Raw genomic sequence first — 25,209 nt, 5'->3', positions numbered from 1 at the left:
TATCATGCAACACTTGAATTTACAAATCAAAATTGCCGGTTTTCGTTCTGAATTCAGGGTATATTTCATATAATGTAAGAGACCTTGTCCATTTAATATATTTTTTATCATTTTAGGGGTTGATTTTTTCCACAAAATGAATACAATAATAATTGTGTTAGCACTCAAGAGATATGAGTGCTAGGAACTGCCGGAGTACATAAGGCAGATAAGAACGGATTTAATATGTTAGGAGGAATATATATTATGAAATTAGTACCATTAGGAGACAGAGTTGTATTAAAACAGTCCGTAGCAGAAGAGACAACAAAATCAGGTATTGTATTACCGGGGCAGGCAAAAGAGAAGCCACAGTATGCAGATGTTGTAGAAGTTGGTCCTGGCGCTGTTGTCGATGGTGTTAAGGTTCCTATGGAAGTAAAGGCAGGAGACAGAGTTATTTATTCTAAATACGCAGGAACAGAAGTTAAGCTCGGTGATGATGAATATATCATCGTAAAACAGAGTGACATTCTTGCAGTTGTAAGTGAATAATCAGATAGCAGAAAAACAGTTGGAGGTAGAAAGAAATGGCAAAGGAAATTAAATACGGAGCAGAAGCCAGAAAGGCTCTTGAAGCAGGCGTAAATCAGTTAGCAGATACAGTAAGAGTAACACTTGGACCAAAAGGAAGAAACGTAGTTCTTGCAAAGTCATATGGTTCACCACTTATCACAAATGATGGTGTTACAATTGCAAAGGATATAGAGCTGGAAGATGCATTTGAGAACATGGGTGCTCAGATCGTAAAAGAAGTAGCAACAAAGACAAATGATGTTGCAGGTGATGGTACTACAACCGCTACTGTTCTTGCTCAGGCAATGATCAATGAAGGTATGAAAAACCTTGCAGCAGGTGCTAATCCAATCATCCTCAGAAAGGGTATGAAGAAGGCTTGTGATAAGGCTGTAGAAGCAATCTCAGAGATGAGCCAGACAATCAACGGCAAAGAGCAGATCGCAAGAGTTGCATCTATTTCAGCCGGTGATGATGAAGTAGGTCAGATGGTTGCAGATGCTATGGAAAAGGTATCAAATGATGGTGTTATCACGATCGAAGAGTCCAAGTCCATGAAGACAGAGCTTGACCTCGTAGAAGGTATGCAGTTCGACAGAGGATATATTTCAGCTTACATGTCAACTGATATGGAGAAGATGGTTGCAGAGCTTGATAATCCATACATCCTGATCACAGATAAGAAGATTTCAAATATCCAGGATATCCTTCCGGTACTTGAGCAGATCGTACAGGGTGGTCAGAAGCTTTTGATCATTGCTGAAGATGTAGAAGGCGAAGCACTTACAACATTGATCGTAAATAAGTTAAGAGGTACATTCCAGGTTGTAGCTGTTAAGGCTCCTGGTTATGGTGACAGAAGAAAAGAAATGTTACAGGATATTGCTATCCTTACAAATGGTAAGGTTATCTCAGAAGAACTCGGTTATGACTTAAAGGATACGACATTAGATGACCTTGGTCGTGCTAAGAGCGTAAAGGTAACAAAAGAGAATACGGTTATCGTAGATGGTTTCGGAACAAAGGAAGATATTCAGGGCAGAGTAAATGTTATCAAGGCTCAGCTTGAAGAGACAACATCTGAATTCGATAAAGAGAAGCTTCAGGAAAGACTTGCAAAGCTTGCAGGTGGTGTAGCAGTTATCCGTGTTGGTGCAGCTACTGAGACAGAGATGAAGGAAGCTAAGCTCCGTATGGAAGATGCATTAAATGCTACCAGAGCTGCTGTTGAAGAAGGCATCATCGCAGGTGGTGGATCAGCATATATTCATGCAGCTAAGAAGGTTGCAGAACTGGTTGCAGAACTTGAAGGTGATGAGAAGACAGGTGCTAAGGTAGTTCTTAAGGCTATGGAAGCTCCGTTATTCCACATTTCAGCAAATGCCGGTCTGGAAGGCTCTGTTATCATCAATAAGATCAAGGAATCACAGCCGGGTATCGGTTTTGATGCATACAATGAGAAGTATGTAGATATGATCGAAGCAGGTATCATCGATCCTGTTAAGGTTACAAGAAGTGCTTTACAGAACGCAACATCCGTAGCATCTACATTACTGACAACAGAATCTGTTGTAGCTGATATTAAGGAAGATGCTCCAGCTATGCCGGCAGGTGCAGGTATGGGCGGCGGAATGGGTATGATGTAAAAATAAAATATCACTCATAAAGTTCAAATAGAGAATAAAAAGGAAGATAGTATTGTTTATTATCGTGTAAGATATATGATAGTGACATGCTATCTTTCTTTTTTTGCATACGCATAGACTGTATTTTCAAACCCAGTGAAACATTTCATGCCGTTTTTCAGACATTTCGTGCACAGAATCCGGTATGGGGAAATGATTATGGTACAATACCAGAAAATAACTTATTTGGAACAACATAATGAGACATGCAGATATAATCATACTATATGTTGTATTATGTGTTGTATTCAGATGAATGAAAGGGGATAAGAAAATATGGTAAGACGACTAAAAGAAAACAAAGTTACAGGCATCCTGACGGCCTTGCTGGTTGGCATTGTTATGTTTGTAGGCATGGGAACAATGAAAGTAAATGCAGCAGAATACAGGTCAGGAACGATTGACCCTACGACTCTACAGGTAGGGGATACGGTTTACAGAGGAGTTCAGACTACATCAAATCCTGAGGTAGCAGTATGTACAACATGTCATATGGTCTGGATTGCATATAATGCTGACCATATAAGTGTAGAGATGAAGAAAACAGAGGAACATAAAGATCATGCAAGTTCTGTTGGTTGGGCTTGGTTTAACTGGTATTTTGCAACAACGAATACAACATATATAAAAACTCCGGTTTCATTTGATACACCATATACGATTATGGAAAATGGAACACTTGGGTATACGATCACATATAATACAAATGGTGGAAGCGAGGTCGCAAAGGCCGAAAAACAGACTAATATTCCAAAAGACTTACCGGTTCCTACTAAAGAGGGATATGAATTTGCAGGCTGGTATAAGGACGAAGCACTTACAGAAAAAGTGTGGGTAGGTTCTACAGTGGTTAAAGACATAACGCTGTATGCGAAATGGACAGAGCATACGCATAAGTTTTCTCATTTATGGGAAAGTAATAAGTATGGTCATTGGCATGCGGCAACCTGTGAACATAGTGATTTGAAGGAAGATTTCCAGGAACATTCTTATGGAACTGCAGGTGAAGCCAGATATACATGTTCAATCTGTAAGTATGTAGATGCAGACAAGAAAGCTACGGCAGATATCGTGGATGCATCAAAGGTAGTATTAAAAGCAGATGAAGTGCAGGTTGGAGACAAGATTTATTTTGGTAATCAGTTATCGCCTAATAAATGGATCACTGTATGTAGGAAATGTCATATGATCTGGATCACATCTGCTGACTCTGATCCGGATAATATAGATGTAGGAATCAGTGATGGAGATCAGAAGTGTTATGAGGTTAAGCAGACGGATGAGCATAAAAACCATAAAGATGATGTTGGATATGCAGATTTTAATTGGTATACAACAAATGCAAACAGTCCATTAGAGAGAGATGTTCCATATACAGTTATCGAAAATGATAACCTTGGATATAAGATCACATATAACACAAATGGCGGAAGTGAAGTAACTGAAGCCGTACATCAGAAGAAGCTCCCGGATGTGCTTCCAACAACAAGTAAAGCTGGATATGAATTTGCAGGCTGGTACACAGACGAGGCACTCACAAAGGCGGCTGTGCCGGGTAAAGCATTAACAGGGAATACAATTCTTTATGCTAAGTGGACGGTGAAGCAGTCCCCTGTTGTAAAAGCAAAACGTACAAAAGCAAACGATCAGGCATTAAGTTCCAAGTTCAGTATCACTACGGGAAAGTCGATTAAAGTAACATGGGGCAAGGTTGCAAAAGCAGATGGATATGATGTATATATGGCATATTGTAAGAAGGGAAAATACACCGTTGTTAAGTCTGTAAAATCTGCAAAGACCTTATCTGTGACGATCAATAAGCTGGATAAGAAGGCTGTAAATCAGAAAGATAATGTAAAATGTTATGTAGTTGCATATAAGAAGGTTGCCGGCAAGAAAGTGACCATCGGAAAATCCATTACAGGTCATGCGGTTGGCAAGAAGAATACGACTGTAACAGATGCTAAGAAGATTCAGACAAAGAAATCCGCTTACAGTCTGAACAAGGGAAAAACAGCTAAGATAAAAGCAACTATTGTTAAAAAGAATAATAAACTTCCACTCTTTGGTCATACAGCAAAATTCAGATATGACACATCAAATAAAAAGGTAGCAACTGTATCCAAAGATGGTAAGATCACAGCAAAAGGAAAAGGCACCTGTTATGTATATATCTATGCAGTAAATGGATGCGCTAAGAAAGTAAAGGTAACAGTTAAATAAAAGTAAATAGAAAGAAGTTGTAAATTCGGCAGTGGCTTGGATGGACAGTAGTCTGAGACCACTGTCGTTTTCTGTAGTAGACAACGACATAACAGTGTCAACCTGCGTGAAATTATGCCGTTTTTAACAGGATTTCTTCAGTGATTTAGCCTGTATGGGTTGACACTGTTTAAACAAGAATGCTATAAAGAGAAAAAGGTGGGTAATTTCATAATTCAAATCTAAAAATCAAATATGGGGAGGTAATCTATGAAATTAAAAAAGAAAGTGTTTGGAATGTTGGCAGCAGTACTGCTGATGGTGACGGCTGTATTTATTGGAACGCAGGGTATGGGTCTGGTACATGCGGAGACTTTAAAGGTATCCATAAACGGAACCGAACTGCAGGATGGTAAATATTATGAATTTGGAGGAAGCAGAGGAAGCGGAACGATGAGTGAGTGTGCCCCGGATTCGCTTCCTGAGGTATATATCTATTATGATGCCGGCGTTATAGAAGTATAGTGGAGAGATCGCTCAAAGTGCAGAACTTCGTTATCGCAGAATGACTGATACAGAGGTATCTGTTACACTGAATCCGACAACATATACCTATGACAAAAAAGCAAAGGAGCCGGAGGTATTTGTGACCTATGCCGGACAGACACTGGCAAAAGATAAAGATTATACGGTTGCTTATGTAGATAACATAAATGCCGGAAATGCAGTTGTTACGATTACAGGTATGGGCATATATCATGATGAGACACAGGTACAGTTTAAAATCGAGAAAGCAGCCAAAGCAGCGCCAGCAAGGCTGACTGCCATAAATGTAAGTAAGGCAGGGGCAAAGGACGGAGCAATCGATAAGCTGACGACAGCAATGGAATACAGTACAGATGAGGTTCATTGGGTCAGTGTAACATCAGGCACAATGGTGAGTGGGCTTGCAGCAGGTAATTATTATGTACGATATGCAGAGACAGAGAACTATCTGGCATCTCCGACAATAAAGGTAGTGATCGCTGTTCCAGTGAGCTCCTATAAGCTGACAAATGCAAAGACAGCTGTTACTTTGGGTACAACAAAATATGCTTATAACGGAAAGGCGAAGAAGCCTTTGGTAAAATCTGTAACTTTTGCTGGAAAGAAATTGAAGGCAGGAACTGATTATACAGTTACCTATAAGAAGAATAAGAATATTGGAAAAGCATCCGTGATCATCAAGGGAAAAGGCAAATATACCGGAGGCATAACCAAGAACTTTATAATATATGCAAAGAAAGGAACAACAGTAACATCTGGTGCATATAAGTATAAGTTTACCAGTGGTTCTGAAGTTGCCTTTGCAGGTATAAAGAGTACAAAAACCACAAAAGTAGTGATTCCAAAGACTGTGAAGCTTGGTGGAAAGACCTTTAAGGTAACTTCGATCGCAAAGAAAGCGCTGTACAATAAGACTAAAGTAAAGAGCGTAACGATGGGAGGAAATGTAAAGACGATCGGAGCATCTGCATTCCAGAAATGTAATAAGTTATCTACGATAACTGTAAAGACAACAAAATTAAAGAGTGTCGGCAAGAATGCATTTAAGGGAATAAAAGCAAATGCAAAGATCAAAGTGCCATCTAAGAAATTAAAAGCATATAAGAAGATCCATAAAAATAAAGGACAGGGAAACAAGGTTAAAATTGTAAAGAAATAAAAACGGGAGCTTTTTAATGGAATATAAAGTGCGTAGGTTATAAGCAACAATTTACACACTTTATATTCCACTTTTTTACGGATTCGCCATTTCGGGTGAGCGGAAGCCTGGATACAGTAGTGTCAAACCAGCTCTGCTCACCGATCACATCTACAGGCATATAACCCTGTCCGGTTACGATCTTGAGCCGTGCTTCCTGTATTGTATCGGCAAAGAGAAATTCTCCATGCAGTCCGATGATTGTTTCATAGTATTCCTGTTCTTCCTTTTGACTGGTCTGATTCATGACGAGGATGCATGGAGTTTTTTTCAGATCGATGATTTCCAGGCCAGGCAATTTGCTGAGTGGATTTTTCGTGGATATTTCAATGTAGAGTGTGCTCTCAGCAAGAACCATATTGTTATATGCATCGGAGAATGCACGACGCCTGTCATTTAAAGAAAGATCGATTACGCCATTTTCCATAGCGTGATATAATTCTTCATGACTTCCGACAGAGATCTGAACATCAACAGCCGGGATATTTTTCTGAAAATAAAGAAATTGCTTCAGATAATTCATTTCCGTTATATCCCTTATAATAGCCGATTCTTAATAGTTTATTGTCGTTAGCAGCAATACGTTTTGTTTCTCTGAGCATCTGGACTATGTCACTGGTAATGACAAGACTTTTTTCGATAGAAATGTTCCCCGGCAGGTGTGAGAGAAAAGGTAATGGCACTTATGACACATGAGGGCAGCGGACTTGGGAACAGTGAACGTGATCTCAGAAAGATCTGTCAAGGTGCAGAGATCATAAAGCCAATGGAGATCAAATTTGACTCACAAGGCGGTCCGGTACTGCAAACAGCAGAGAACAAAATTAATGATTGGATCGCAGAGGTGAAAAGAAGCCTATAGAGAGAGTTAATATTTATTTTCCACTTTTATGAGCAGTGTGCTATAATGACATGGATTAGAAATGACTAACTTGATGTTTTCAATTCTTGTGTTCTGGCGAAATTGTGCGCCATATGAATGTGAAAAATACAAAGTCGTCAGCTTCCATGGATCGTGACACGTTTTATTGCATTGAAAGATTATCTTATGATGATGATCGGAAGAGCAGGCGGAGTGGGTTTATTGAAAAAGGCATTTGCAACAGATGATTATACGAAGGAAGATCTGCAGTATGTGCCAGATGTTTTAAGGCATTGCAGCAGAAAGACATTATGGCGGACATTTGATTCCTGCAATAATTATAAAGTTCCCGAACCAGTTCCTCAAATAGATACGAAGCTTCACTACTGGTACACAAAGGATGAGGAAAAAGAGAGAAAAAAGGATATTGAATATGTGAAACGTCAATTTCCACAGACAGAATTTGAAGTACTGCCTGAATTAGGTCATGTAGGACTGGTTCTGCTGAAACCGGAATTGTTTGAGATAATGATACAGGTGCTTTGATAAAGGAGAGGAGTTAGACAGCTATGAAAAAACAGAGATATACATATCTGAACGATGGATTTGAGGGAGTTTTATATGAGGCAGAAAACAAGGATGACAGGCTACTGATCGTCATTCAGGGACTTAAGGGATTGGAACTGCCTGAGAAGTACGCGGAGTTATTTTCAGGGAAAGGGTATTCAGTTCTTGCCATGACTTATTATGGCGCACCCGGACAGCCGGATCAGATGCGGGCAATTCCTTTGGAGATGTTTCAGACTGCGGTTGACCGTATGAAAGAGTATGGAGATGGCAGATTTAGGCATTTTGGTATGTATGGTAATTCCAAAGGCGCAGGAATGGCGTTGCTTGCTGCATCAGTTGTTCCGGATATCAGTCTTGTTATAGCTGCATCTTCCTTTGGACATATTATGCAGGGCAGTGGTAAGTCAGATGCAGATCCATGTAAGGCTATGGTTTCATATCGTGGAAATGATTTCCCTTATGTTTCAAATAAGCATATGTTCTCCAACTTCCTGAAAAAATGTATAAAGGAACATCATGTGCGGCTGTTGTACTTTTTTGAGGAATGGGAGAAAGAGGGAACGATTGAGAATGAGATACCGGTAGAAAAGATCTGTGGAGATATTCTTTTTCTTACCTCTACACATGATGAATCTGTTCCGGCAAAGCATGATGCAGAATTATTGACAGCACGGTTAAAGCGGGAGAACTTCAGCTACGGCTTCAAACACATCAATTCAGAGACTGGCAGTCATAATCTCGGATATTTTCCGGTAAATAATGGTGCGCTCCCAAGAGAGAAGAAATATCCACAGGAATGTCAGAAAGCAAGAGAAGATACACTTGAAATCATTTTAAAGACATTAAATGCGTGGAGCGTAGCTGATTTGTAAAGAAAAAATATTTCTAGAATAAGATGTTGACACACATGGTTACATTTGATAATATTTATCGAGTAACTTAATATTCCATGAGGGAGTAGTTAGCGCGAAAGTGTGATTTGTCAACATTCTGATTATAATAAGAGAGTATAATCTGGCAAATCTTAAATAATGAGACTCATGTATATCGATTAATAGCTCGTGTAATACACACTGGCAGATAATTGATATACATGAGTCTTTTTTAATCTGTTGGACATACTTTATAGTGGCAGACAGTTCGGCTGACGGCACTGGTATGGATCGAGAAAAAAGGAGAAAAACATGGAAAAATTCATTAACAACGCCCCGTTTGCTCTTGTAATTGTAATTCTTGTGATCGGTTTTGTACTGCTGATCAAAGGAGCGGATTTTTTTGTCGAGGGAAGCTCGAGTGTAGCAAAGAGACTGCATGTTCCATCTATAATTATTGGACTTACAATCGTTGCGATGGGAACATCACTTCCGGAGACAGCGGTCAGTGTATCAGCATCAATAGCAGGTAATAATGAACTTGCAGTTAGTAATGTAGTTGGTTCTAATATTTTTAATCTGATGGTTGTTATCGGAGTATGTGCAATATTAGCCACAGTAAATGTTGCAGGAGAAACGATAAAGAGAGATATTCCGCTTTCACTTATATGTGCCGGACTCTTAATGCTTTTAGGAATAATCGGCCTTGGAGACAAAACAGGCATGACGTTGGGACATATGGATGGTGCTATATTTATTGGTTTATTTGCAGGATACATTTTTTACATGATCAGGATTGCATTAAAGGCCAACAAAGAAGGAAAGAAAGTTGAGATTGAAGGTGGCTCGGATGAGGAAATTAAGCTTGTATCCGTTCCGGTCAGTATTCTGTTTATCGTTGGCGGAGCAATAGCGATTGCAGTCGGAGGGGATGTGACCGTTGATGCGGCATCAAGAATTGCAAGTGATCTCGGAATGAGTCAGACACTGATCGGACTTACAATCGTTTCGATAGGCACGTCACTTCCGGAGCTTGTGACCTCAATTGTTGCAGCCAGAAAGAATGAAGTTGATATGGCGCTTGGTAACGCGATCGGTTCAAATATATTTAACATACTTATGGTACTTGGTATTGCATCAGTGATCAGTCCGATCAGTATAATCAGAGAGAATATTATTGATCTGTGTGTACTGGTTGCATTTACTGTGTGTGTATGGATATTCGCAGGGACAAAGAAGAAAATCGGAAGAATCGAAGGTTTGTGTATGGTTGCTCTCTATGCAGTATATGCAGTTTATATTGTAATAAGATAAATGAGGGTATAACAAATGATATTATTTTTAAAGGTATTTTTTACGGAATTCATAGCGGAGATGGGAGATAAGACACAGCTTATGTTGATTGCTCTTACATCTAAGTACAAATTAAAAGATATCATATTAGGAACTGCTGCCGCAATTCTTGTACTGAATGGTCTGGCGGTTTTTGTAGGCGGACTTGTCAGCAAATTTGTTCCGGAATGGCTCATTAAGAATATTGCAGCACTTGCATTTCTTTACTTCGCAGCATCAACGATTTCCGATGGCGACGAAGAGGAAGAAGAAAACGGAAGATCAAAGATCAAGTTTGCGCCATTGGCTGTTTTCTGTACTTTTTTTGTAGCTGAGCTTGGAGATAAGACTCAGCTTACCGCTATAACATTTGGCGCGAATGAAGGTATGGGGGCAGCACTTATTGTATGGATCGGTTGTTCCCTCGGACTATTTGCAGCGGACATTCTTGGTATGCTGGTCGGTTATCTCTTAAAGAGCAAAACTCCGGATGGACTACTTAATACACTGGCATTTGTGATATTCTCGACATTTGGTGTGTATACACTTTATCAGGGACTTAAGCTTATCTCTTCGAGCGTCTGCCGGATTCCGGTATTGCTGATACTTATAGCTGTAGTCGTTATATTTGCAGGCTTATGCGCATTCCTTTTCGTAAGGCAAAAAAAGAAAAAAGAGGAAAAAATATAGGAAACGAATAGAATACAAATCTCGTTTCGTTAAAATAAATAGTCTTAATGTCAACGATTCGATTAACAATTTTGATAGATTATTGCGTGAAATAGTAGAAATAGTGCCATTTTTGTTTGATATTATACAAGAAACACAGAAAGATATATCGTATTATTGATAATATATGTTATATTTGTATGTAAGGAGAAAACATGATGGTTGAAAGGAAAACATTATCGCAATTATCTGTGCCAATATGCCTGGAAACTTTATTCTATATGCTTTCAGGGATGGTTGATACACTTATGTTATCATCTGTAAGTGATCAGGCTGTGGGAGCAGTGGGAACAGCAAATACTTATATAGGTGTTTTCATTGTTATGTTTGGAGTGATATCATCGGGTATGATAGCTGTTATGTCACAAAATATCGGAGCGGGAAGACCCGGGATAGCATATCAGGCCAGACAGCTTGGACTTATGTTTAATGCGTTCATAGGTATTCTGATGTCTGTTGTTCTTGCCTTTTTTTCCGGCAGAATACTTAAAATAGTAAGTATTGCTCCTGCTTTGTTTGAACCGGCTGAAACATACCTCAAAATTGTTGGTGGAACATGTTTTTTAAATGCGCTTATTCCTATTTTTTCCAGCTATTTGAGAGTATTTGGATATACAAAGCATTCCCTGATAGGAACTATTGTTGGAAATGTTCTTAATATAATACTAAATTCGGTATTCTTATTTGTATTTAACTGGGGAGTAATGGGAGTTGCCATTGCCACGGTTATTTCAAGGGTTGTAAATCTTGTTATTGTAGCGGTGATGGGCGCTGTACTTATAAAAGCAAAACAAAGTCCTGATCGTATTTTGCCGCGAAAGATACTTGCGCAGATTGTTAAAATAGGTTTTCCTTCTGCATTTGAAACAACACTTTATAATATAGCAATGACATTTATAGTGCGTTTTATGAATCAGATGGATGCGAACGGAATGAATGTCACAGCTCGTTCGTATGCTATGCAGATAGCAAATTTCTCATATTGTGCAGGAGCTGCACTGGCACAGGCTAATGCTATTATGACAGGCTGGAGAATCGGAGCAAAGGAGTTTGAAGAATGTGACAGGGGTATAAAAAAAGCAGAGATATATGGCCTTGTAATAGCTACATGCTTCTCTGTGACATTTGCACTGTCCGGACACATTATAGTGCATATATTTACGGATGATGCACAGATGATAAGTCTTGTGGTAAAATTGTTAATAATAGATATATTCCTTGAACTTGGAAGGGTGACAAATCTTGTGTATAGTCAGGCGTTAAAAACCAGTGGAGATGCAGTTTTTCCGGTTATAATGGGTGCAATTTTCATGTATCTGTTTGCGGTTGGCGGTACATATTTTCTTGGAATACATATGGGCTTTCTGGCGGTAGGAGCATATATTGCCATGGCAGGTGATGAATGTGCGAGAGCTGTTGGAATGGTGCTTCGATGGAAAAGCGGAAAATGGAAAAGTAAGAGTCTTATAGAATTATAGGAGCGATTATGTATTTTGAATTAAAGGAAAATAAACCACATGGTACAAAGGATGATCCGTTCAGTACATATCACATAGAGAATGCGGGTCAGTCCTTTCAGATACCGGTACATTGGCATGATGAATTCGAAATTATATATGTAAAAAGTGGCTTTTTGACTGTAAATATATCAGGAGAGAACTATATCGGGAAACCCGGGGATGCCTTCGTTGTATCACCGGGCAATCTGCATTTTATGGGTTCAAAGACCGGTACTGTAGATTATTTTACTTTTCTTTTCCCATTGAAATATATATCTTTTTATACAGATGATATACTAGATGATAGATTACTTGAACCATTAGACAGTGGTCGTCTGATGATAAGTCCCAGTGTAAAAGATACGATAAAAGAATTGTGTGAGCAGTTAATTGAGATATATGAAGCCAAAAAGAGTGAAAGAGAGTTGAACATAACGACGCAGATAAAGACCAAAATAATTCTTTTACAATTTATTCTTGAAATGTGGGAAAAGGGATTTATAGTAGAAAATAACACAAGTGGTAGAAATATTGTAGAAAAAGAAATGGTCTCGTATATACAGCAGAATTTTACAGGAAAAATATCATTAAGGGAATTTGGGGAGCAATTTCATCTTTCTGAAAAATATATATCCAGATATTTTAAGGAGCATTTTCATATTACACTTTCACAATATGTGGTGTATTTACGGTTAGAGTATGCAAAACAGCTGTTGCAAGACACCGATATTTCTGTTACAGAGGCAGCAATGCGGAGCGGTTATCAAAATATAAGCTATTTTATCAGAAGTTTTAAAAAAACATACGGAGTTTCTCCGTTAAAATACAGAAAAAAGCAAGTTGACTGTATGCAATAACATTGTATTGGCCGCGTTAGCTCTGATTTTGTAACGTTTTACGTTTTATGGAGGAAAATGATAATGTCAAAAGATGAATATTTAATTACAGATGCCCCTATTAAAGCACTGACTGTATTTGCAATGCCTATGATTCTGGGCAGCTTCTTTCAACAGGTATACAATATGGCAGATTCAATCATTGTTGGTCAGTATGTCGGTGCTCCTGCACTTGCGGCAGTTGGCGCATGTGCCGCACTGACAAATGTTTTTATCTGTATAGCACTCGGTGCCGGGGTAGGGGCGGGGGTGCTCGTAAGTCGCTATTTTGGTGCCCAAGATTATAGCAAAATGAAAACAATTGTATCAACATCCTTGATCAGCTTTTTGATTTTAAGCGTACTTTTGGGTATCTTCGGTTTTTGTTTTTCTCGCTTTATGATGACTGCATTACAAACACCTGCTGATATACTGGAGGAAGCAGTGTTGTATCTTCGCGTTTATTTTGTGGGATTTCCGTTTCTGTTTATGTATAACATTCTTTCAACGATGTTTAACTCAATCGGTGAATCGAAGATTCCGTTAGGCCTTTTGATAGTTTCTTCTATTTTGAATATTTTTATGGACATTTGGCTGGTGGCCGGTCTTGGTCTGGGTGTGTTCGGGGCCGCTCTCGCAACTCTTATTGCACAGGGAATTTCCGCCGTGTTCTCGCTTTTGATTTTCTTTAGCCGGATGCGTCGATATAAAAGTCCCTTTAACTGGTTTGACAGGCAGGAACTATCTTCTATGCTTCAAATTGCCGTTCCGTCTGTTCTGCAGCAGTCTACAGTGTCAATTGGTATGATGATCGTACAGGCTGTTGTAAATCCATTCGGCACGCAGGCGCTTGCAGGTTATGCAGCAACGATGAGAGTAGAGAATGTTTTTTCATTGATATTCGTATCCATTGGTAATGCAGTTTCACCATACGTTTCCCAGAACTATGGTGCAAAGAAAATTGAACGTATCAAAAAAGGATATCATGCTGCGTTGGTGTTGGATGTATGTTTTGCAGTGCTTGCTTTTGTAGTCATTGAAACACTGCACACACAAATTTCTTCGCTATTTCTTGGTAAAGATGGAACTGCTTTGGCGTATCAGGTGTCTGGTGATTATATGAGATGGCTTGGTTATTTTTTCATTTTTATGGGTATTAAGATGGCAACTGACGGAGTCCTTCGCGGACTTGGAATTATGCGTCCGTTTCTCATTGCAAATATGGTAAACCTTGCGATACGCTTGTCGGTTGCATTGATTTTTGCACCCCGTTTCGGTATTGCGTTTGTCTGGCTTGCTGTACCGGCCGGCTGGCTTGCAAACTTTCTGATTTCGTATGTGGCACTTAGAAAAAGCTGGAGAATTCAACTAAAATTATACAGCAATTAATAAAGGAAAGAAGTTGGAATGATATAAAAGAATTTGAGTGATTAAAATCAATTTACACGTTTGTAAGAGATGAAATTTTAAAATGTTTATAAATAATCGGTAGATGCTGTTGGATAGATTGTTAAGGGAGGTAGGAAATGAACAAGATTATATACAGAAAGACTACAAAAGCTGATATGAAAATTCTGATGAAGCTGAGACTTGAAATGTTTAGAGAAGTGAATGGCTTGTCCGGTGAGTATGAATATGACGAGAATTTTATCTTTGAGAGCAGAAGATATTTTGAGTCAGGGGAACAGACTACGGTTATTGCGTCTGATGGAGAAACTCTTGTAGGATGTGCAAGCTTATCCTATACATGGATTATGCCAACCTTTTCGCATCCAACAGGTAATCGGGCGCATTTAATGAATGTCTATACTCGTGCAGATTATAGAAGAAGAGGAATTTCTAAGAAAATGGTTGAGATTTTGATTGATGAGGCAAAAGAAAATGGTGTGACAGAAATAAGCCTGGATGCAACAGAGATGGGAAGACCGTTGTATGAATCGTTAGGGTTTAAAGCATCTGATTCGTGTATGGTGATGGATTTGGAGGGGTGATATTGATGAAGATCATAGAGTGTGGTTTTGCCTGTTCGCATAGCGTACCACATTTTTTTACAGATAATTACGACCATCCAATATATGAAGATGGCGTACAATTGGTGGATATGATATATTTGCGAAGTGGGAAAAATTAAGATAATTCCCTAGTTGTGAATAACAATAGTTAAAGAACAGTATTGGAGGAAAATATCTTATGTTAAATTTAATAGTGAAATATAATGAATTAACAGCAGAACAATTTATTGAATTGTGGGAAACGGTATGGGGAGATGGACCGTCTCTTGAACAGACAAGGTTAGCAATGAAACATACTTTATTCAGAGTTTCTGTATGGGATGGAGATTTCATTGTTGCTATGGCAAGAATGAATGGTGATATGGGACTTAATTACTATATTAAGGATGTTGTTGTCAGACCTGAATATCAGGGAAAAGGTATCGGAAAGATGTTAATAAATGAATTAAGAAGATTCATAAATGACAATGGAGTTAAAGGTACAGACATTTTTGTGGAATTATGTGCAGTCCCTGATAAGATTCCATTTTATGAAAAGTTTGGATTTGAGGCAAATGAGGCACAAAGATTGAAAATTTATCATCATGTAGAGTAAAGATAAATATGAAAAGAATAATGCATTTAGGAGCATTTGATGATGAACCTGCAATTGTTGTACTTATGGATACATATTTGAAGTAGAATGGAGAAATAAAATGGAATACAAAAAATTTGACAATATAATAATAGCAAGGATTGACAAAGGGGAGGAGATATTAGAACAACTGAAAGCAATTGCCATAAATGAGAATATAAAACTTGCCAGTATTAATGCGATTGGAGCTGTCAATGATTTCACGGTCGGAGTATATAAGACGGATGAGAAGAAATATTGCTCAAACAGCTTTAAAGGATATTATGAAATCACATCGCTGACAGGTACAATCAGTACAATGAATGGCGAATATTATGCACATCTTCATATGAATGCCGGAAATGAGAAAGGCGCAGTGTTTGGAGGACATTTGAACAGGGCTGTTGTCAGTGCAATCTGTGAGCTGGTAATTACGATAATTGATGGAAAAGTTGACAGGGTTTATGATGAAGAAACAGGACTTAATGTATTTAAGTTTGATTGAGCGCATTGAATATGTGTGATAAATTATCATTTCAGTAATAAACCATGGAGTAGTGATAAGGAGATAAAAATGAAAAACAAATCGGTGAATGCGTTCTATACGGCTGAGATTTTAGCACTTGTAGTTGCTTTGATTTTCTTTGCGGCCGGTATGCCGAAGAATGATAATTCTATGTCGGTCTTATCACAGTTTGAACTGGTAATGACGATCATAAGCGGTGCATTTTTATTATTACATGCAGTTTCAGCATGGTTGCTCAGTAAGAAAAATCCATATAGGGGGAAGCTTTTCTGGTTTTTTAAATTTTGACCAACCCTGCCGGAAGTCATTTTATATTATGACAGAATTAAGTTGATAAAACAGAAAAATTAGAAATTTTAGAGGTATAAAGAATGATAAATTTAGTAGCACTTCCGTGTTTATGTGTAGATGTTTTTGATGGAACTGATGAACTATATGCTGGCGGTGAAGCCCTTAATTTTGCAGCCCATGCATCAAAATTTGAGGAGTTCAATGTTTCGATATTGGGTGCGGTTGGACAGGATTCTTACGCAAAATTTATTATGGATTCTATTTCTGATAAGAGAATAGATGTAAGCCACGTAAGAGTAGAAAAGGATAAAGTAACAGCGAATAATCGTACATATCTTACCGCCGGCGGTGACAGATATTACAAAGATGATTCATGGACGGGTGATATTGTTGATAAAATGATATTGAACCATGATGAATTGGAGTTTATCAAAAAATCAGATGTTGTATTTGTACATTTTTGGGCAGGCTGTTTTGGACAAATTATAGATTTAAAAAAGAATAACAATTTCAGATTGGCAGTGGATTTTGTAGAATATCGTAATTTTAAAGAAATGGAAAAATATGCACCATATATAGATTATTTCATGATTAGTGGAGAGAAATCAATTCTCCCAATATTTGAAGCGTTTTCAGAGAAGTATAAAGGGCTATTTAATGTGTCTTTAGCTGATAAAGGAAGTGTTACATATCATAATGGTGAAAAGTATTTTGTTCAAGCTAATAAAGTTAAAGAAGTAATTGATACTACAGGTTGTGGAGATAGTTACCATGCAGGCTTTGTATGTTCACATTTGATAAATGGGAATATTTATGAGGCTATGAGAGTTGGGACAGAATTGGCAACAGAGACGCTGTCTCATTATGGTGGATTTTAAGAGAAAGAGAGTTTTTGGAGTTCCTGAATTTCAATGATGGTTGGAACAGTATTGGATAATCTGTTACGGTGAAAAGAATTGTTATGAGAAAACAGCGAGGTTGGGCTTAGCACCATAGGAGTAGGATAATATGATGGAAACCAGAAGTCGAAGAGGAATATTTATAATTGTTTCAATTGCAAAAGAGGAAAAAGCAATTTGACGATTGATGCGATCATAGGCGAAGAGGACGAGCAGCAGTATTTTGATGAATGTAAATATATTTGGAAAAATTATGTTCCGCAAGCTGGACAAGCAGATAAGCTGCAGGTAGAATTATTAAGAGAAATAGAAAAAAAACGATGTGAAGCTCAGGACAATGAAAATATAAAATGGGATATTTGCAATAAAGATTGTTTCAGAAATTCTGTTTTCATATACAATTGTGTGATTCGAAACCGAATCTGTTATAGTCTTATATTTATGAATGATATGGAAAACCTCTATATGGGTATGATATACTAGGGAAAAGAAAAAGGATACTATATTCGTAAGTTAGGAGGCGGCCGTAATGAGCGAGAAAGCAGAAATTACCTTTATGCAGACAAGATTAATTAGACTTGCTTCAGAAGAATGGCATTTATCAATTGAGCAAATTATTGACTTATTTAAAAAAGTAGATGTTCTTGGATATATAGAAAAAGGCTATGGTATTTTCCATTGTGAAGGTGATGAGGCTGTACTTGAAGATATCGTAGAATTTCTTGATAGGAAGGGGATAAAAATTAATGCTTGAGTTGAAAGACGGATTTATTTTTTATCATGGAAGCTATTGTGAGGTAAAAGAACCAGATCTTACCCAATGTGCTAAAAGAAAAGATTTTGGTCAGGGATTCTATTTAACTACATCAAAGGAACAGGCAGCAAATTTTTTAAAAACTGCAATCGTTAAGGCGGTGGCAGCAGGTAAAATTCAGGAAAATCAGAATTATGGGTATATTTCAACTTTTGAGTTACAACTTTCCAGAAAACTTGAAATACATATTTTTGAAAAAGCGGATGTTGATTGGTTGCATTGTATTGCTGCCCATCGAAAGAAAAAGTTATTTGTTGAAGTTGAACATGACATGGAAAAATATGATGTTATTGCAGGTAAGATTGCGGATGATGCAACCAATGCTACACTTACTGCCTATCTTGCTGGTGCTTTTGGAACCATAGGGGGTAAGGAAGCAGATGCTTTTTGTATCAAGCAATTATTGCCTAATAAATTAAAAGATCAGTATTGTTTCAAAACAAAAGCGGCTATTGAATGTCTGAAATTTGTGGAAGGTGAGAAGGTATGGCTGAAGTAACAATTTCAAAAGAAAAAATGGATTATACAATAGATCTTCTTATTACTATGGTAACAGATGAAATTGCTGAGGAAACAGGCAAGGATAGAAAAGAAGTGTTAACAGATTTTTTATGTTCCAAGACAGGGAAAGCATTATATGATGAGGAAACAAGGCTATGGTGCAATGGACCATCATATATAGCTGAATTATATATGGAAGAACGAAAGAATGTTAGAGCATGAAAAAGCGCAGAACAAATCGGAATTTGGAGGTATGAGATGAAAATGCACGAAATTGATTTGATTGAATTCCTTATTAAAGAAGGACACACAGATATTGCAGAAGACATTAAAGACTACCGAAAAAATACTATTAAAATGTGTGAGAAGAACGGGGAAAATGTAATTGCAAAAGGCACAAGTAAAATCGGTGGCTTTCCCGATCTCCCGCCTGAAATTCCATATCCCACAATGTCGGGCTATTCTTGCAAGCGTGGAAATGACACTGAGCGGTACGAAAAATCAGCAATGCAGCTTGTTGCTCAAATCAATCTTGCGGACATTGCTGACTTGGATATTGAAAACAGGCTTCCGCACACGGGTATTTTGTATTTTTTCTGGAGCGGAGAAATCGACTCAATTCACCAAACCAACAAATGGGTTGAAAGCGTTGCTGACGACCTCGAAAATTCAGATTATCATAAGGTAATTTGGTACAACGGCGACCTGTCGAATTTAAAGAGAACTGTGCCGCCTGTTCCATATTATTCAAAGTATTTTACAGAAGCTTTCGAGGAAAAAGCTGTTGAGTTTGAACTCACCACAGATTATCAGTCCCTTGGATATGTGCTTGACGATAACCAATTTGACCGTCTTGCAGAAGCCGCTCCAGATTATGATATTGAATACCTTTCGAATAACGGAAACAAATTATTCGGTTATCCTACGGGGGGCAATATTCCGAATGTAGACGAAAAAACACATCTATTGCTTCAATACGATTACAATGTTGGCTGTCTGTGGAATATCTTTTGGATTATTTCAGATGAAGATTTAAAGAACCGCAATTTCGACAAAGCGGTTTTTGCTTACGATTTGGACTGATTGCTATTTATCAGTTTAATTTCAATTTGTCGAACTTCCGAGATTAAAAATAATAAAGAAATAAAGCAATGCAGTTGGCAAAAGAAAATAAAAAATTCTTTTTTGCTCAAATAAAAAAGGGGGCTCGTAGCAGCGAGTTTGAAATAGCAATTCAATGGCTGATTGATTGTGGACTGATTTATAAAGTTAATCGTGTAAATGAACCACATATGCCTCTGAAAGCATATCAAAGTATGAATGCGTATAAAGTGTTTATGCTGGATGTCGGATTGCTGGGGGGCATTAAGTGAGTTGCCGGCGAAATCTATATTGGAAGGAAATGATATTTTTATAGAATTCAAGGGTGCTCTCACAGAGCAATATGTATTGCAGCAGCTGATTTCAGATACGCCGTACACACCATATTATTATGGAACTGAGAAAGCTACGTTTGAACAGGATTTTTTGATCCAGAAAGAAGATGCAATTATACCTATTGAAGTAAAAGCAGAAACGAATATAAGGTCGCAGAGTTTAAAAGCGTATTATGATAAATTCCATCCCGAGAAAGCTGTACGTTTTTCGACTCTAAAGTATATGGATCAGGAATGGATGGTAAATATACCATTGTATGCGGTATGTAATTTATAAATATCAGTTTGTATAAGGGGATCGTGAAAATGGATATTAGATATAAAAGACTTACAGAAAAAGAACTGAATACGTTTATTCACATGAGGATAAACCAGCTTAGAGAAGAAGGGGCTAAAGAAGAGATGGATTTGGTTCCTGCATTGAAGGAATATTATACTCGACATATGGCGGACGGAACATTTGTATCTTGGCTTGCCATTGATGAGGAAAATATTATTGGAACAAGCGGGATGTCATTTGTGGAGAAGCCTCCCTATTTTGGATGCCCAAGTGGAAAGATAGGATTGTTATCCAGTATGTTTACTGATCCGGAATATAGAAGAAGAGGTATTGCAAAGGAGCTGCTATCCCGTGTTATAGATGATGCCAGGGAATATGGTTGTGGAACAATACAGATTACAGCGTCTGATATGGGAGTTAAATTATATACAGATTTTGGATTTGTACATAATGGTAACTTCATGCAATATAAACTTTAACGGTTATAGTATTTTTGATTAAAACGGGCAGAAAACAGAGAGGTTGGGATAAAATTATGGTTAGGGAAATAAATAAGACAGAACTTAATGAATTATTAGAGTTATATTTGTATCTTCATGAAGATTCGATTCCGGAAATGACAGAAAGCTTGAAAGAGACTTGGAATATTATTATGAATGACATGAATCATCATATAATAGTTTTTGAGATAGATGATAAAATAGTGTCTTCTTGTGTTTGTGTAATCATTCCAAACCTTACAAGAGGGGTAAGACCATATGCGTTTATTGAAAATGTTGTGACACATTCAGATTATAGAGGACACGGTTATGCTACGGAATGCTTGGAATATGCAAAGTACATAGCGGAGCAGAATAACTGCTATAAGATGATGCTTCTGACAGGATCAAAAAAGGAAAGTACATTAAGATTTTATGAGAATGCAGGATATAATAGTTCTGATAAAACTGCTTTTATCCAGTGGCTTGAATAATAACAGTTAAAGAACACTATGAGATAGTTGGAACAATTTTACGAGAGAAATATTTCCAGAAAGAGATATTAAGGTGAATTATGGGATTGTTTGATAAATTAAAAAGAGGAAAAAGCAATTTGACGATTGATGCGATCATAGGCGAAGAGTACGAGCAGCAGTATTTTGATGAATGTAAATATATTTGGAAAAATTATGTTCCGCAAGCTGGACAAGCACATAATCTGCAGGGAGAATTATTAAGAGAAATAGAAAAGATCCGATGTGAAGCCCAGGACAATGGAAATATTAACTGGGATGATGACTATTCCTATTTTTGTGATTTTATCAGTGGAAAATTAACGGAACAACCTATTTTTTCAGAAGTCGAGAAACAAGAAATTAATTTAATAATGGCTTACATAAAAGAATGTGGAACATACGCCCAAAAATTCTACAGCGGAAAAAAATCAGAGAACAATGTGGATATGGAGAAGATTGCATATGTGAATGATAATTTGTACGATAGGATCTGCGATAAAATAGGACACCTACATAAAGAAAATGGGGAGCCGATGCCATACGAGAAAAATGACGATATTGTGAGATGATTTCAAAAAGAGTGTTGGAGAAAAAGCTTTTATGAAAAGCTTGGCTTTGAGGCAAATACGGAGGTAATGTTATTATGATCTTGTGCTTTTCCGGAACTGGTAATAGTCGTTATATAGCAAAGAAAATTGCAGATGAATTGCAGGACGAGATTGTAGATATGAATGCAAAAATCAAGGCAACAGATTATTCGCCAATGAAAACAGGCAGAAATATAATCGTAGTGGTTCCAACTTATGCGTGGCGTATTCCACAAATTGTATCGGAGTGGCTTTGTAAAACGGAACTGCTTTCTGCAGAACGCATTTGGTTCGTGATGGACTGTGGAGGCGAGATTGGGAATGCAGCGAAATATAATCGGCACCTTGCGGAGCAAAAACATTTATGGTATATGGGTACAGCTCAGGTTATTATGCCGGAAAATTATATTGCTATGTTTGGTGCACCGAAAGCAGAAGAAGCAAGAAAGATTGTTAGAAATGCGGAACCTGCTATTATGGATATAATTGCGCACATTAAGGCAGAGCAGCCGTTCGCTGTACCAAGAAACAATCTTTATGACCGGTTAATGAGTGGTCCGGTAAATCCGATTTTTTATCATTTCTTTGTGAAATCTGATGCATTTCGTACGGATGCTACCTGTGTCGGTTGTGGTCAATGTGTTAAGAACTGTCCATTGAACAACATTACGCTTAAGGACAGAAAGCCTGTATGGGGAAAGCAATGCACTCATTGTATGGCTTGTATTTGTTATTGCCCTACAGAAGCTATTGAGTATGGAAAAAAGAGTGTTGGAAAACCGCGTTATCATTTCGAACAATTAGAGAGCAGATGATTTATAAATCTCTGTACGGAAATTAGGAATTGATAATTTGAATAATTTCCAGTTTGAAGGAGCGACAATATATGAAGTATTTATATTTGCATGGACTAGGACAAAAACCGGACAGTTGGAATAAAGTAATAAAAGAAACGAAGGTATCGGAAAGTAGTGTTAAATTGAGTTTGGCAGAGATGTTAGAAGGAAAATCTGCTACATATAAGGAATTATATTCGGCATTCTCATCAGAATGTGACAAGGTGAACGATGAAATTGTCTTATGTGGGCTTTCTCTAGGCGCTGTTTTGGCACTTAATTATGCGATAGACCACCCAGATAAAGTAAAGGCGCTCGTATTAATTGCAGCACAATATAAAATGCCAAAAAACTTATTGAAAGTTCAGAATATATTGTTTCATCTTATGCCGAATTCGGCATTCAGTAAAATGGGTTTCAAAAAAGCGGATGTTATCAGCCTGTGCGGGACGATGGCTGAATTGGATTTCAGTGACTCCCTGCATAAGGTGTCTTGCCCAGTATTGCTCATTTGTGGAGAGAAGGACACTGCAAACAAAAAAACTTCAAAAGAACTTTGCCAATATTTGAACAACGCCTGTTTCCATGAACTTGTGAAAACAGGTCATGAAGCAAACATAGAAGCTCCGGAAGAGTTGGCGATCGTGTTGCAGAAATTTTATGATAATTTGCAAATCAGTGACAAATCTTTACGATATAGAAGAAATAAATGAGACCTTATGGAGGATAGAAAATGGTTAAACCTATTGTAAAAGATATTCTTTTTCTGGGGCAGAAATCCGTTCTGGCAACACCACTTGATATGAATGTGGTAAATGATCTTTGGGATACATTAGCTGCGAATCGTGAGCGCTGTGTCGGAATGGCAGCAAATATGATCGGGTATAAGAAAAATATGATTATTGTAAGTGCCGGACCTGTAGATATGATTATGATCAATCCGGTGATCTGTTCAAAGAGCGGACGTTACGAAACAGAAGAAGGCTGTCTGTCATTAGAGGGAAAACGAAAAACAACAAGGTATAAGAAGATAGAGGTAGAGTTTCAGGATGCTGGTTTCGTAAAACGAAAGATGGCATTTGAAGGATTTGTGGCACAGATTATTCAGCATGAGGTAGATCACTGTAATGGGGTAGTGATTTAATATATGTGCCACAAATCTTGAAAATTTTTAAATTTGTGGCATAATAATAGTGATCTTTTTTAGGAGTAAATGTGTATGTATATTAAACGTGAAAGATATTTACAAAAAATTCGTCCATATTATAATGTTGATCTGATAAAAGTTTTAACTGGTGTAAGACGTTGTGGAAAATCTATTCTGCTTGAACAGATTGAAGAAGAGTTTGTTTCAAATGGTTTTGATAAGACACATATTATAAGGATTAATTTTGAAGATTTACAGTTTGAAAAAATTCGTACAGCTGAAAAGCTGAATAGTTATATAACAAAACAAATCAAAGATATGGATAAATATCTGATATTTCTTGATGAAATTCAGCATGTGAGAAGTTTTGAAAAAGTATTGGCTTCTCTGAGAGCTACAATTAATTGTGATATTTTCATTACAGGCAGTAATTCCAAACTGTTGTCAGGCAAGATGGCAACACTTTTGGTGGGGCGATGTATTGAATTTAGGATAATGCCGTTTTCTTTTGCTGAAAGTTATGAATATATTAAAGTAATAGGAAAAAATCAGCCCCCTGATGAATTTATTATTGATTATATCAATTGGGGTGGATTTCCATTGAGATTTTCATTTTCCAAAGAAAGCGATATTAAAAGATATTTGGAACAAACATATTTGGGCATCCTTGATAGAGATATAATAACTGATAAATCAAAAATAAATAGACAGAATTTTGAAAAGATAGCAGGGTATATTATGGCAAATGCTGGAAAAGAATTTTCCAGTAAAAATATACAAAGCTATTTCGAGAATCAAAATGAAGAAGGTCTCGACCGTAAAACAATATACAGATATCTTGACAAGATGGACAAAGCATGCCTCATAGATCGGGTGAAAAGATTCAATATTGTTGGAAAGCAAGCAATGTCATATATTGAAAAACAGTATGCTGTTGATACGGGTTTTCGTATGATAAATACGAATTTGGTAAATTTTGAAGATACATTTTTCTTAGAAAATATCATTTATAATGAACTGGTTTCAAGGGATTATGAGGTGTTTACAGGAAAAACATATAAGGGTGAAATAGATTTTGTTGCAATTTATGGTCGTAAAAAATGTTTCATACAAGTAGCATATTATCTTGGAAGCAGGGAAACGATTGAACGGGAGTTTGGAGCATTTAAGCCTATAAGCGATGCGTCACCTAAATATGTATTTTCATTAGATAGATTCGATTATTCCAGAGATGGTATTTCACATATAAATATTGTTGATTTTCTATTAGGAAAAGTAAATATTAATTTAAGTTAGTGCCACAAATCAATAAAAAAAATTAAATTGTGGCACTAAAATAAAAAGCTAT

General features: G+C 37.3%; 33 protein-coding genes. 32 read left to right on the top strand and 1 reads right to left on the bottom strand.

Annotated elements, in window-relative coordinates:
• Positions 1–246: 246 nt before the first annotated feature.
• From DWW85_RS04800 to DWW85_RS04780, 5 genes are all read left to right on the top strand, one after another.
• Positions 247–534, top strand: coding sequence for a co-chaperone GroES (locus DWW85_RS04800; protein WP_021943267.1), 288 nt, complete (start codon positions 247–249; stop codon positions 532–534).
• Positions 535–569: 35 nt separating this feature from the next.
• Positions 570–2,201, top strand: a complete 1,632-nt coding sequence (groL, locus tag DWW85_RS04795) for a chaperonin GroEL (protein WP_117807695.1) — start codon at positions 570–572, stop codon at positions 2,199–2,201.
• 315 nt (positions 2,202–2,516) lie between these two features.
• Positions 2,517–4,463: an InlB B-repeat-containing protein gene (locus DWW85_RS04790; protein ID WP_117807694.1), complete on the top strand. Its 1,947-nt coding sequence runs from the start codon at positions 2,517–2,519 to the stop codon at positions 4,461–4,463.
• 249 nt (positions 4,464–4,712) lie between these two features.
• Positions 4,713–4,967 carry a hypothetical protein gene (locus DWW85_RS04785; protein ID WP_117807693.1) on the top strand — a complete coding sequence of 85 codons (255 nt, stop codon included), beginning with the start codon at positions 4,713–4,715 and terminating at the stop codon, positions 4,965–4,967.
• Between the two features lie 40 nt (positions 4,968–5,007).
• On the top strand, positions 5,008–6,147 hold the full coding sequence (locus DWW85_RS04780; RefSeq protein WP_117807692.1) for a leucine-rich repeat protein: 1,140 nt from the start codon (positions 5,008–5,010) through the stop codon (positions 6,145–6,147).
• 37 nt (positions 6,148–6,184) lie between these two features.
• Here the strand turns inward: DWW85_RS04780 and DWW85_RS04775 are convergent, their stop codons facing one another.
• Positions 6,185–6,709, bottom strand: a complete 525-nt coding sequence (locus DWW85_RS04775) for a hypothetical protein (protein ID WP_117807691.1) — start codon at positions 6,707–6,709, stop codon at positions 6,185–6,187.
• A 153-nt stretch (positions 6,710–6,862) separates the two neighbouring features.
• On the opposite strand from DWW85_RS04775, the gene DWW85_RS04770 reads away from it, so the two are divergent.
• From DWW85_RS04770 to DWW85_RS04630, 27 genes are all read left to right on the top strand, one after another.
• A complete protein-coding gene (locus tag DWW85_RS04770; RefSeq protein WP_117807690.1) occupies positions 6,863–7,048 on the top strand; it encodes a hypothetical protein in 186 nt (61 codons plus the stop codon).
• Between the two features lie 153 nt (positions 7,049–7,201).
• Complete coding sequence (locus DWW85_RS04765) at positions 7,202–7,594, top strand: hypothetical protein (RefSeq protein WP_242996033.1); 393 nt, start codon at positions 7,202–7,204, stop codon at positions 7,592–7,594.
• 23 nt (positions 7,595–7,617) lie between these two features.
• Positions 7,618–8,490, top strand: coding sequence for an acyl-CoA thioester hydrolase/BAAT C-terminal domain-containing protein (locus tag DWW85_RS04760; protein WP_117807689.1), 873 nt, complete (start codon positions 7,618–7,620; stop codon positions 8,488–8,490).
• 312 nt (positions 8,491–8,802) lie between these two features.
• Positions 8,803–9,804 carry a calcium/sodium antiporter gene (locus DWW85_RS04755; protein ID WP_008402794.1) on the top strand — a complete coding sequence of 334 codons (1,002 nt, stop codon included), beginning with the start codon at positions 8,803–8,805 and terminating at the stop codon, positions 9,802–9,804.
• A gap of 15 nt (positions 9,805–9,819) precedes the next feature.
• The gene (locus DWW85_RS04750) at positions 9,820–10,512 is read left to right on the top strand and encodes a TMEM165/GDT1 family protein (protein WP_117807688.1); all 693 of its coding nucleotides are present in this window, start codon (positions 9,820–9,822) and stop codon (positions 10,510–10,512) included.
• Positions 10,513–10,706: 194 nt separating this feature from the next.
• Complete coding sequence (locus DWW85_RS04745) at positions 10,707–12,029, top strand: MATE family efflux transporter (RefSeq protein ID WP_117807687.1); 1,323 nt, start codon at positions 10,707–10,709, stop codon at positions 12,027–12,029.
• Positions 12,030–12,037: 8 nt separating this feature from the next.
• Positions 12,038–12,907: an AraC family transcriptional regulator gene (locus DWW85_RS04740; protein WP_117807686.1), complete on the top strand. Its 870-nt coding sequence runs from the start codon at positions 12,038–12,040 to the stop codon at positions 12,905–12,907.
• A gap of 6 nt (positions 12,908–12,913) precedes the next feature.
• Positions 12,914–14,314, top strand: coding sequence for an MATE family efflux transporter (locus DWW85_RS04735; protein ID WP_330584409.1), 1,401 nt, complete (start codon positions 12,914–12,916; stop codon positions 14,312–14,314).
• Positions 14,315–14,451: 137 nt separating this feature from the next.
• Positions 14,452–14,916, top strand: a complete 465-nt coding sequence (locus DWW85_RS04730) for a GNAT family N-acetyltransferase (protein WP_117807684.1) — start codon at positions 14,452–14,454, stop codon at positions 14,914–14,916.
• Between the two features lie 199 nt (positions 14,917–15,115).
• Complete coding sequence (locus tag DWW85_RS04720) at positions 15,116–15,532, top strand: GNAT family N-acetyltransferase (RefSeq protein ID WP_117807683.1); 417 nt, start codon at positions 15,116–15,118, stop codon at positions 15,530–15,532.
• Between the two features lie 100 nt (positions 15,533–15,632).
• Positions 15,633–16,055 carry a PPC domain-containing DNA-binding protein gene (locus DWW85_RS04710; RefSeq protein WP_117807682.1) on the top strand — a complete coding sequence of 141 codons (423 nt, stop codon included), beginning with the start codon at positions 15,633–15,635 and terminating at the stop codon, positions 16,053–16,055.
• 69 nt (positions 16,056–16,124) lie between these two features.
• Positions 16,125–16,364, top strand: coding sequence for a hypothetical protein (locus DWW85_RS04705; protein ID WP_242996032.1), 240 nt, complete (start codon positions 16,125–16,127; stop codon positions 16,362–16,364).
• A gap of 83 nt (positions 16,365–16,447) precedes the next feature.
• Positions 16,448–17,245: a PfkB family carbohydrate kinase gene (locus tag DWW85_RS04700; protein WP_117807681.1), complete on the top strand. Its 798-nt coding sequence runs from the start codon at positions 16,448–16,450 to the stop codon at positions 17,243–17,245.
• A 198-nt stretch (positions 17,246–17,443) separates the two neighbouring features.
• Positions 17,444–17,749, top strand: coding sequence for a hypothetical protein (locus DWW85_RS04695; RefSeq protein ID WP_117807680.1), 306 nt, complete (start codon positions 17,444–17,446; stop codon positions 17,747–17,749).
• Between the two features lie 46 nt (positions 17,750–17,795).
• Positions 17,796–18,020 carry a DUF3791 domain-containing protein gene (locus DWW85_RS04690; RefSeq protein ID WP_117807679.1) on the top strand — a complete coding sequence of 75 codons (225 nt, stop codon included), beginning with the start codon at positions 17,796–17,798 and terminating at the stop codon, positions 18,018–18,020.
• Entirely contained in the window at positions 18,013–18,579 is a 567-nt protein-coding gene (locus tag DWW85_RS04685) for a DUF3990 domain-containing protein (protein ID WP_117807678.1), read from the top strand. Before DWW85_RS04690 ends, DWW85_RS04685 begins: the two co-directional genes overlap by 8 nt.
• Complete coding sequence (locus DWW85_RS04680; RefSeq protein ID WP_117807677.1) at positions 18,567–18,803, top strand: hypothetical protein; 237 nt, start codon at positions 18,567–18,569, stop codon at positions 18,801–18,803. Before DWW85_RS04685 ends, DWW85_RS04680 begins: the two co-directional genes overlap by 13 nt.
• 36 nt (positions 18,804–18,839) lie before the next feature.
• The gene (locus DWW85_RS04675) at positions 18,840–19,664 is read left to right on the top strand and encodes a YwqG family protein (protein ID WP_117807676.1); all 825 of its coding nucleotides are present in this window, start codon (positions 18,840–18,842) and stop codon (positions 19,662–19,664) included.
• Between the two features lie 74 nt (positions 19,665–19,738).
• Positions 19,739–19,954, top strand: a complete 216-nt coding sequence (locus tag DWW85_RS12880) for a DUF4143 domain-containing protein (RefSeq protein ID WP_181986498.1) — start codon at positions 19,739–19,741, stop codon at positions 19,952–19,954.
• Between the two features lie 19 nt (positions 19,955–19,973).
• A complete protein-coding gene (locus tag DWW85_RS12875) occupies positions 19,974–20,294 on the top strand; it encodes a DUF4143 domain-containing protein (protein WP_242996030.1) in 321 nt (106 codons plus the stop codon).
• A gap of 29 nt (positions 20,295–20,323) precedes the next feature.
• Positions 20,324–20,776 carry a GNAT family N-acetyltransferase gene (locus tag DWW85_RS04660; RefSeq protein WP_117807673.1) on the top strand — a complete coding sequence of 151 codons (453 nt, stop codon included), beginning with the start codon at positions 20,324–20,326 and terminating at the stop codon, positions 20,774–20,776.
• Between the two features lie 56 nt (positions 20,777–20,832).
• Positions 20,833–21,270 carry a GNAT family N-acetyltransferase gene (locus DWW85_RS04655; protein WP_117807672.1) on the top strand — a complete coding sequence of 146 codons (438 nt, stop codon included), beginning with the start codon at positions 20,833–20,835 and terminating at the stop codon, positions 21,268–21,270.
• A gap of 80 nt (positions 21,271–21,350) precedes the next feature.
• Positions 21,351–21,860 (top strand): hypothetical protein, encoded by a 510-nt coding sequence (locus DWW85_RS04650; RefSeq protein WP_117807671.1) that lies wholly within the window; start codon positions 21,351–21,353, stop codon positions 21,858–21,860.
• Positions 21,861–21,934: 74 nt separating this feature from the next.
• A complete protein-coding gene (locus DWW85_RS04645; RefSeq protein WP_117807670.1) occupies positions 21,935–22,693 on the top strand; it encodes an EFR1 family ferrodoxin in 759 nt (252 codons plus the stop codon).
• A 71-nt stretch (positions 22,694–22,764) separates the two neighbouring features.
• Positions 22,765–23,427 carry an alpha/beta hydrolase gene (locus tag DWW85_RS04640; protein WP_117807669.1) on the top strand — a complete coding sequence of 221 codons (663 nt, stop codon included), beginning with the start codon at positions 22,765–22,767 and terminating at the stop codon, positions 23,425–23,427.
• Positions 23,428–23,447: 20 nt separating this feature from the next.
• Complete coding sequence (locus DWW85_RS04635) at positions 23,448–23,858, top strand: peptide deformylase (protein WP_117807668.1); 411 nt, start codon at positions 23,448–23,450, stop codon at positions 23,856–23,858.
• A gap of 75 nt (positions 23,859–23,933) precedes the next feature.
• On the top strand, positions 23,934–25,157 hold the full coding sequence (locus tag DWW85_RS04630; RefSeq protein ID WP_173783587.1) for an ATP-binding protein: 1,224 nt from the start codon (positions 23,934–23,936) through the stop codon (positions 25,155–25,157).
• Positions 25,158–25,209 lie beyond the last annotated feature (52 nt).

Origin of the sequence: Clostridium sp. AF17-21AC (assembly GCF_003461365.1) — a bacterium.
In the GTDB taxonomy this organism is placed as follows: Bacteria; Bacillota; Clostridia; order Lachnospirales; family Lachnospiraceae; genus Coprococcus; species Coprococcus ammoniilyticus.
The sequence above is the reverse complement of the archived record's forward strand: the minus strand, read 5'-3'. Positions and strand labels throughout refer to the sequence as shown.

What these genes read in the sequence shown, in the direction of transcription:
- DWW85_RS04800 (WP_021943267.1), top strand. Translation starts at nt 247, where the DNA reads ATGAAATTAGTACCATTAGGAGACAGAGTTGTATTAAAACAGTCCGTA.
- groL (WP_117807695.1), top strand. Translation starts at nt 570, where the DNA reads ATGGCAAAGGAAATTAAATACGGAGCAGAAGCCAGAAAGGCTCTTGAA.
- DWW85_RS04790 (WP_117807694.1), top strand. Translation starts at nt 2,517, where the DNA reads ATGGTAAGACGACTAAAAGAAAACAAAGTTACAGGCATCCTGACGGCC.
- DWW85_RS04785 (WP_117807693.1), top strand. Translation starts at nt 4,713, where the DNA reads ATGAAATTAAAAAAGAAAGTGTTTGGAATGTTGGCAGCAGTACTGCTG.
- DWW85_RS04780 (WP_117807692.1), top strand. Translation starts at nt 5,008, where the DNA reads ATGACTGATACAGAGGTATCTGTTACACTGAATCCGACAACATATACC.
- DWW85_RS04775 (WP_117807691.1), bottom strand. Translation starts at nt 6,709, where the DNA reads ATGAATTATCTGAAGCAATTTCTTTATTTTCAGAAAAATATCCCGGCT.
- DWW85_RS04770 (WP_117807690.1), top strand. Translation starts at nt 6,863, where the DNA reads ATGGCACTTATGACACATGAGGGCAGCGGACTTGGGAACAGTGAACGT.
- DWW85_RS04760 (WP_117807689.1), top strand. Translation starts at nt 7,618, where the DNA reads ATGAAAAAACAGAGATATACATATCTGAACGATGGATTTGAGGGAGTT.
- DWW85_RS04755 (WP_008402794.1), top strand. Translation starts at nt 8,803, where the DNA reads ATGGAAAAATTCATTAACAACGCCCCGTTTGCTCTTGTAATTGTAATT.
- DWW85_RS04750 (WP_117807688.1), top strand. Translation starts at nt 9,820, where the DNA reads ATGATATTATTTTTAAAGGTATTTTTTACGGAATTCATAGCGGAGATG.
- DWW85_RS04745 (WP_117807687.1), top strand. Translation starts at nt 10,707, where the DNA reads ATGATGGTTGAAAGGAAAACATTATCGCAATTATCTGTGCCAATATGC.
- DWW85_RS04740 (WP_117807686.1), top strand. Translation starts at nt 12,038, where the DNA reads ATGTATTTTGAATTAAAGGAAAATAAACCACATGGTACAAAGGATGAT.
- DWW85_RS04730 (WP_117807684.1), top strand. Translation starts at nt 14,452, where the DNA reads ATGAACAAGATTATATACAGAAAGACTACAAAAGCTGATATGAAAATT.
- DWW85_RS04720 (WP_117807683.1), top strand. Translation starts at nt 15,116, where the DNA reads ATGTTAAATTTAATAGTGAAATATAATGAATTAACAGCAGAACAATTT.
- DWW85_RS04710 (WP_117807682.1), top strand. Translation starts at nt 15,633, where the DNA reads ATGGAATACAAAAAATTTGACAATATAATAATAGCAAGGATTGACAAA.
- DWW85_RS04705 (WP_242996032.1), top strand. Translation starts at nt 16,125, where the DNA reads ATGAAAAACAAATCGGTGAATGCGTTCTATACGGCTGAGATTTTAGCA.
- DWW85_RS04700 (WP_117807681.1), top strand. Translation starts at nt 16,448, where the DNA reads ATGATAAATTTAGTAGCACTTCCGTGTTTATGTGTAGATGTTTTTGAT.
- DWW85_RS04690 (WP_117807679.1), top strand. Translation starts at nt 17,796, where the DNA reads ATGAGCGAGAAAGCAGAAATTACCTTTATGCAGACAAGATTAATTAGA.
- DWW85_RS04685 (WP_117807678.1), top strand. Translation starts at nt 18,013, where the DNA reads ATGCTTGAGTTGAAAGACGGATTTATTTTTTATCATGGAAGCTATTGT.
- DWW85_RS04680 (WP_117807677.1), top strand. Translation starts at nt 18,567, where the DNA reads ATGGCTGAAGTAACAATTTCAAAAGAAAAAATGGATTATACAATAGAT.
- DWW85_RS04675 (WP_117807676.1), top strand. Translation starts at nt 18,840, where the DNA reads ATGAAAATGCACGAAATTGATTTGATTGAATTCCTTATTAAAGAAGGA.
- DWW85_RS04660 (WP_117807673.1), top strand. Translation starts at nt 20,324, where the DNA reads ATGGATATTAGATATAAAAGACTTACAGAAAAAGAACTGAATACGTTT.
- DWW85_RS04655 (WP_117807672.1), top strand. Translation starts at nt 20,833, where the DNA reads ATGGTTAGGGAAATAAATAAGACAGAACTTAATGAATTATTAGAGTTA.
- DWW85_RS04650 (WP_117807671.1), top strand. Translation starts at nt 21,351, where the DNA reads ATGGGATTGTTTGATAAATTAAAAAGAGGAAAAAGCAATTTGACGATT.
- DWW85_RS04645 (WP_117807670.1), top strand. Translation starts at nt 21,935, where the DNA reads ATGATCTTGTGCTTTTCCGGAACTGGTAATAGTCGTTATATAGCAAAG.
- DWW85_RS04640 (WP_117807669.1), top strand. Translation starts at nt 22,765, where the DNA reads ATGAAGTATTTATATTTGCATGGACTAGGACAAAAACCGGACAGTTGG.
- DWW85_RS04635 (WP_117807668.1), top strand. Translation starts at nt 23,448, where the DNA reads ATGGTTAAACCTATTGTAAAAGATATTCTTTTTCTGGGGCAGAAATCC.
- DWW85_RS04630 (WP_173783587.1), top strand. Translation starts at nt 23,934, where the DNA reads ATGTATATTAAACGTGAAAGATATTTACAAAAAATTCGTCCATATTAT.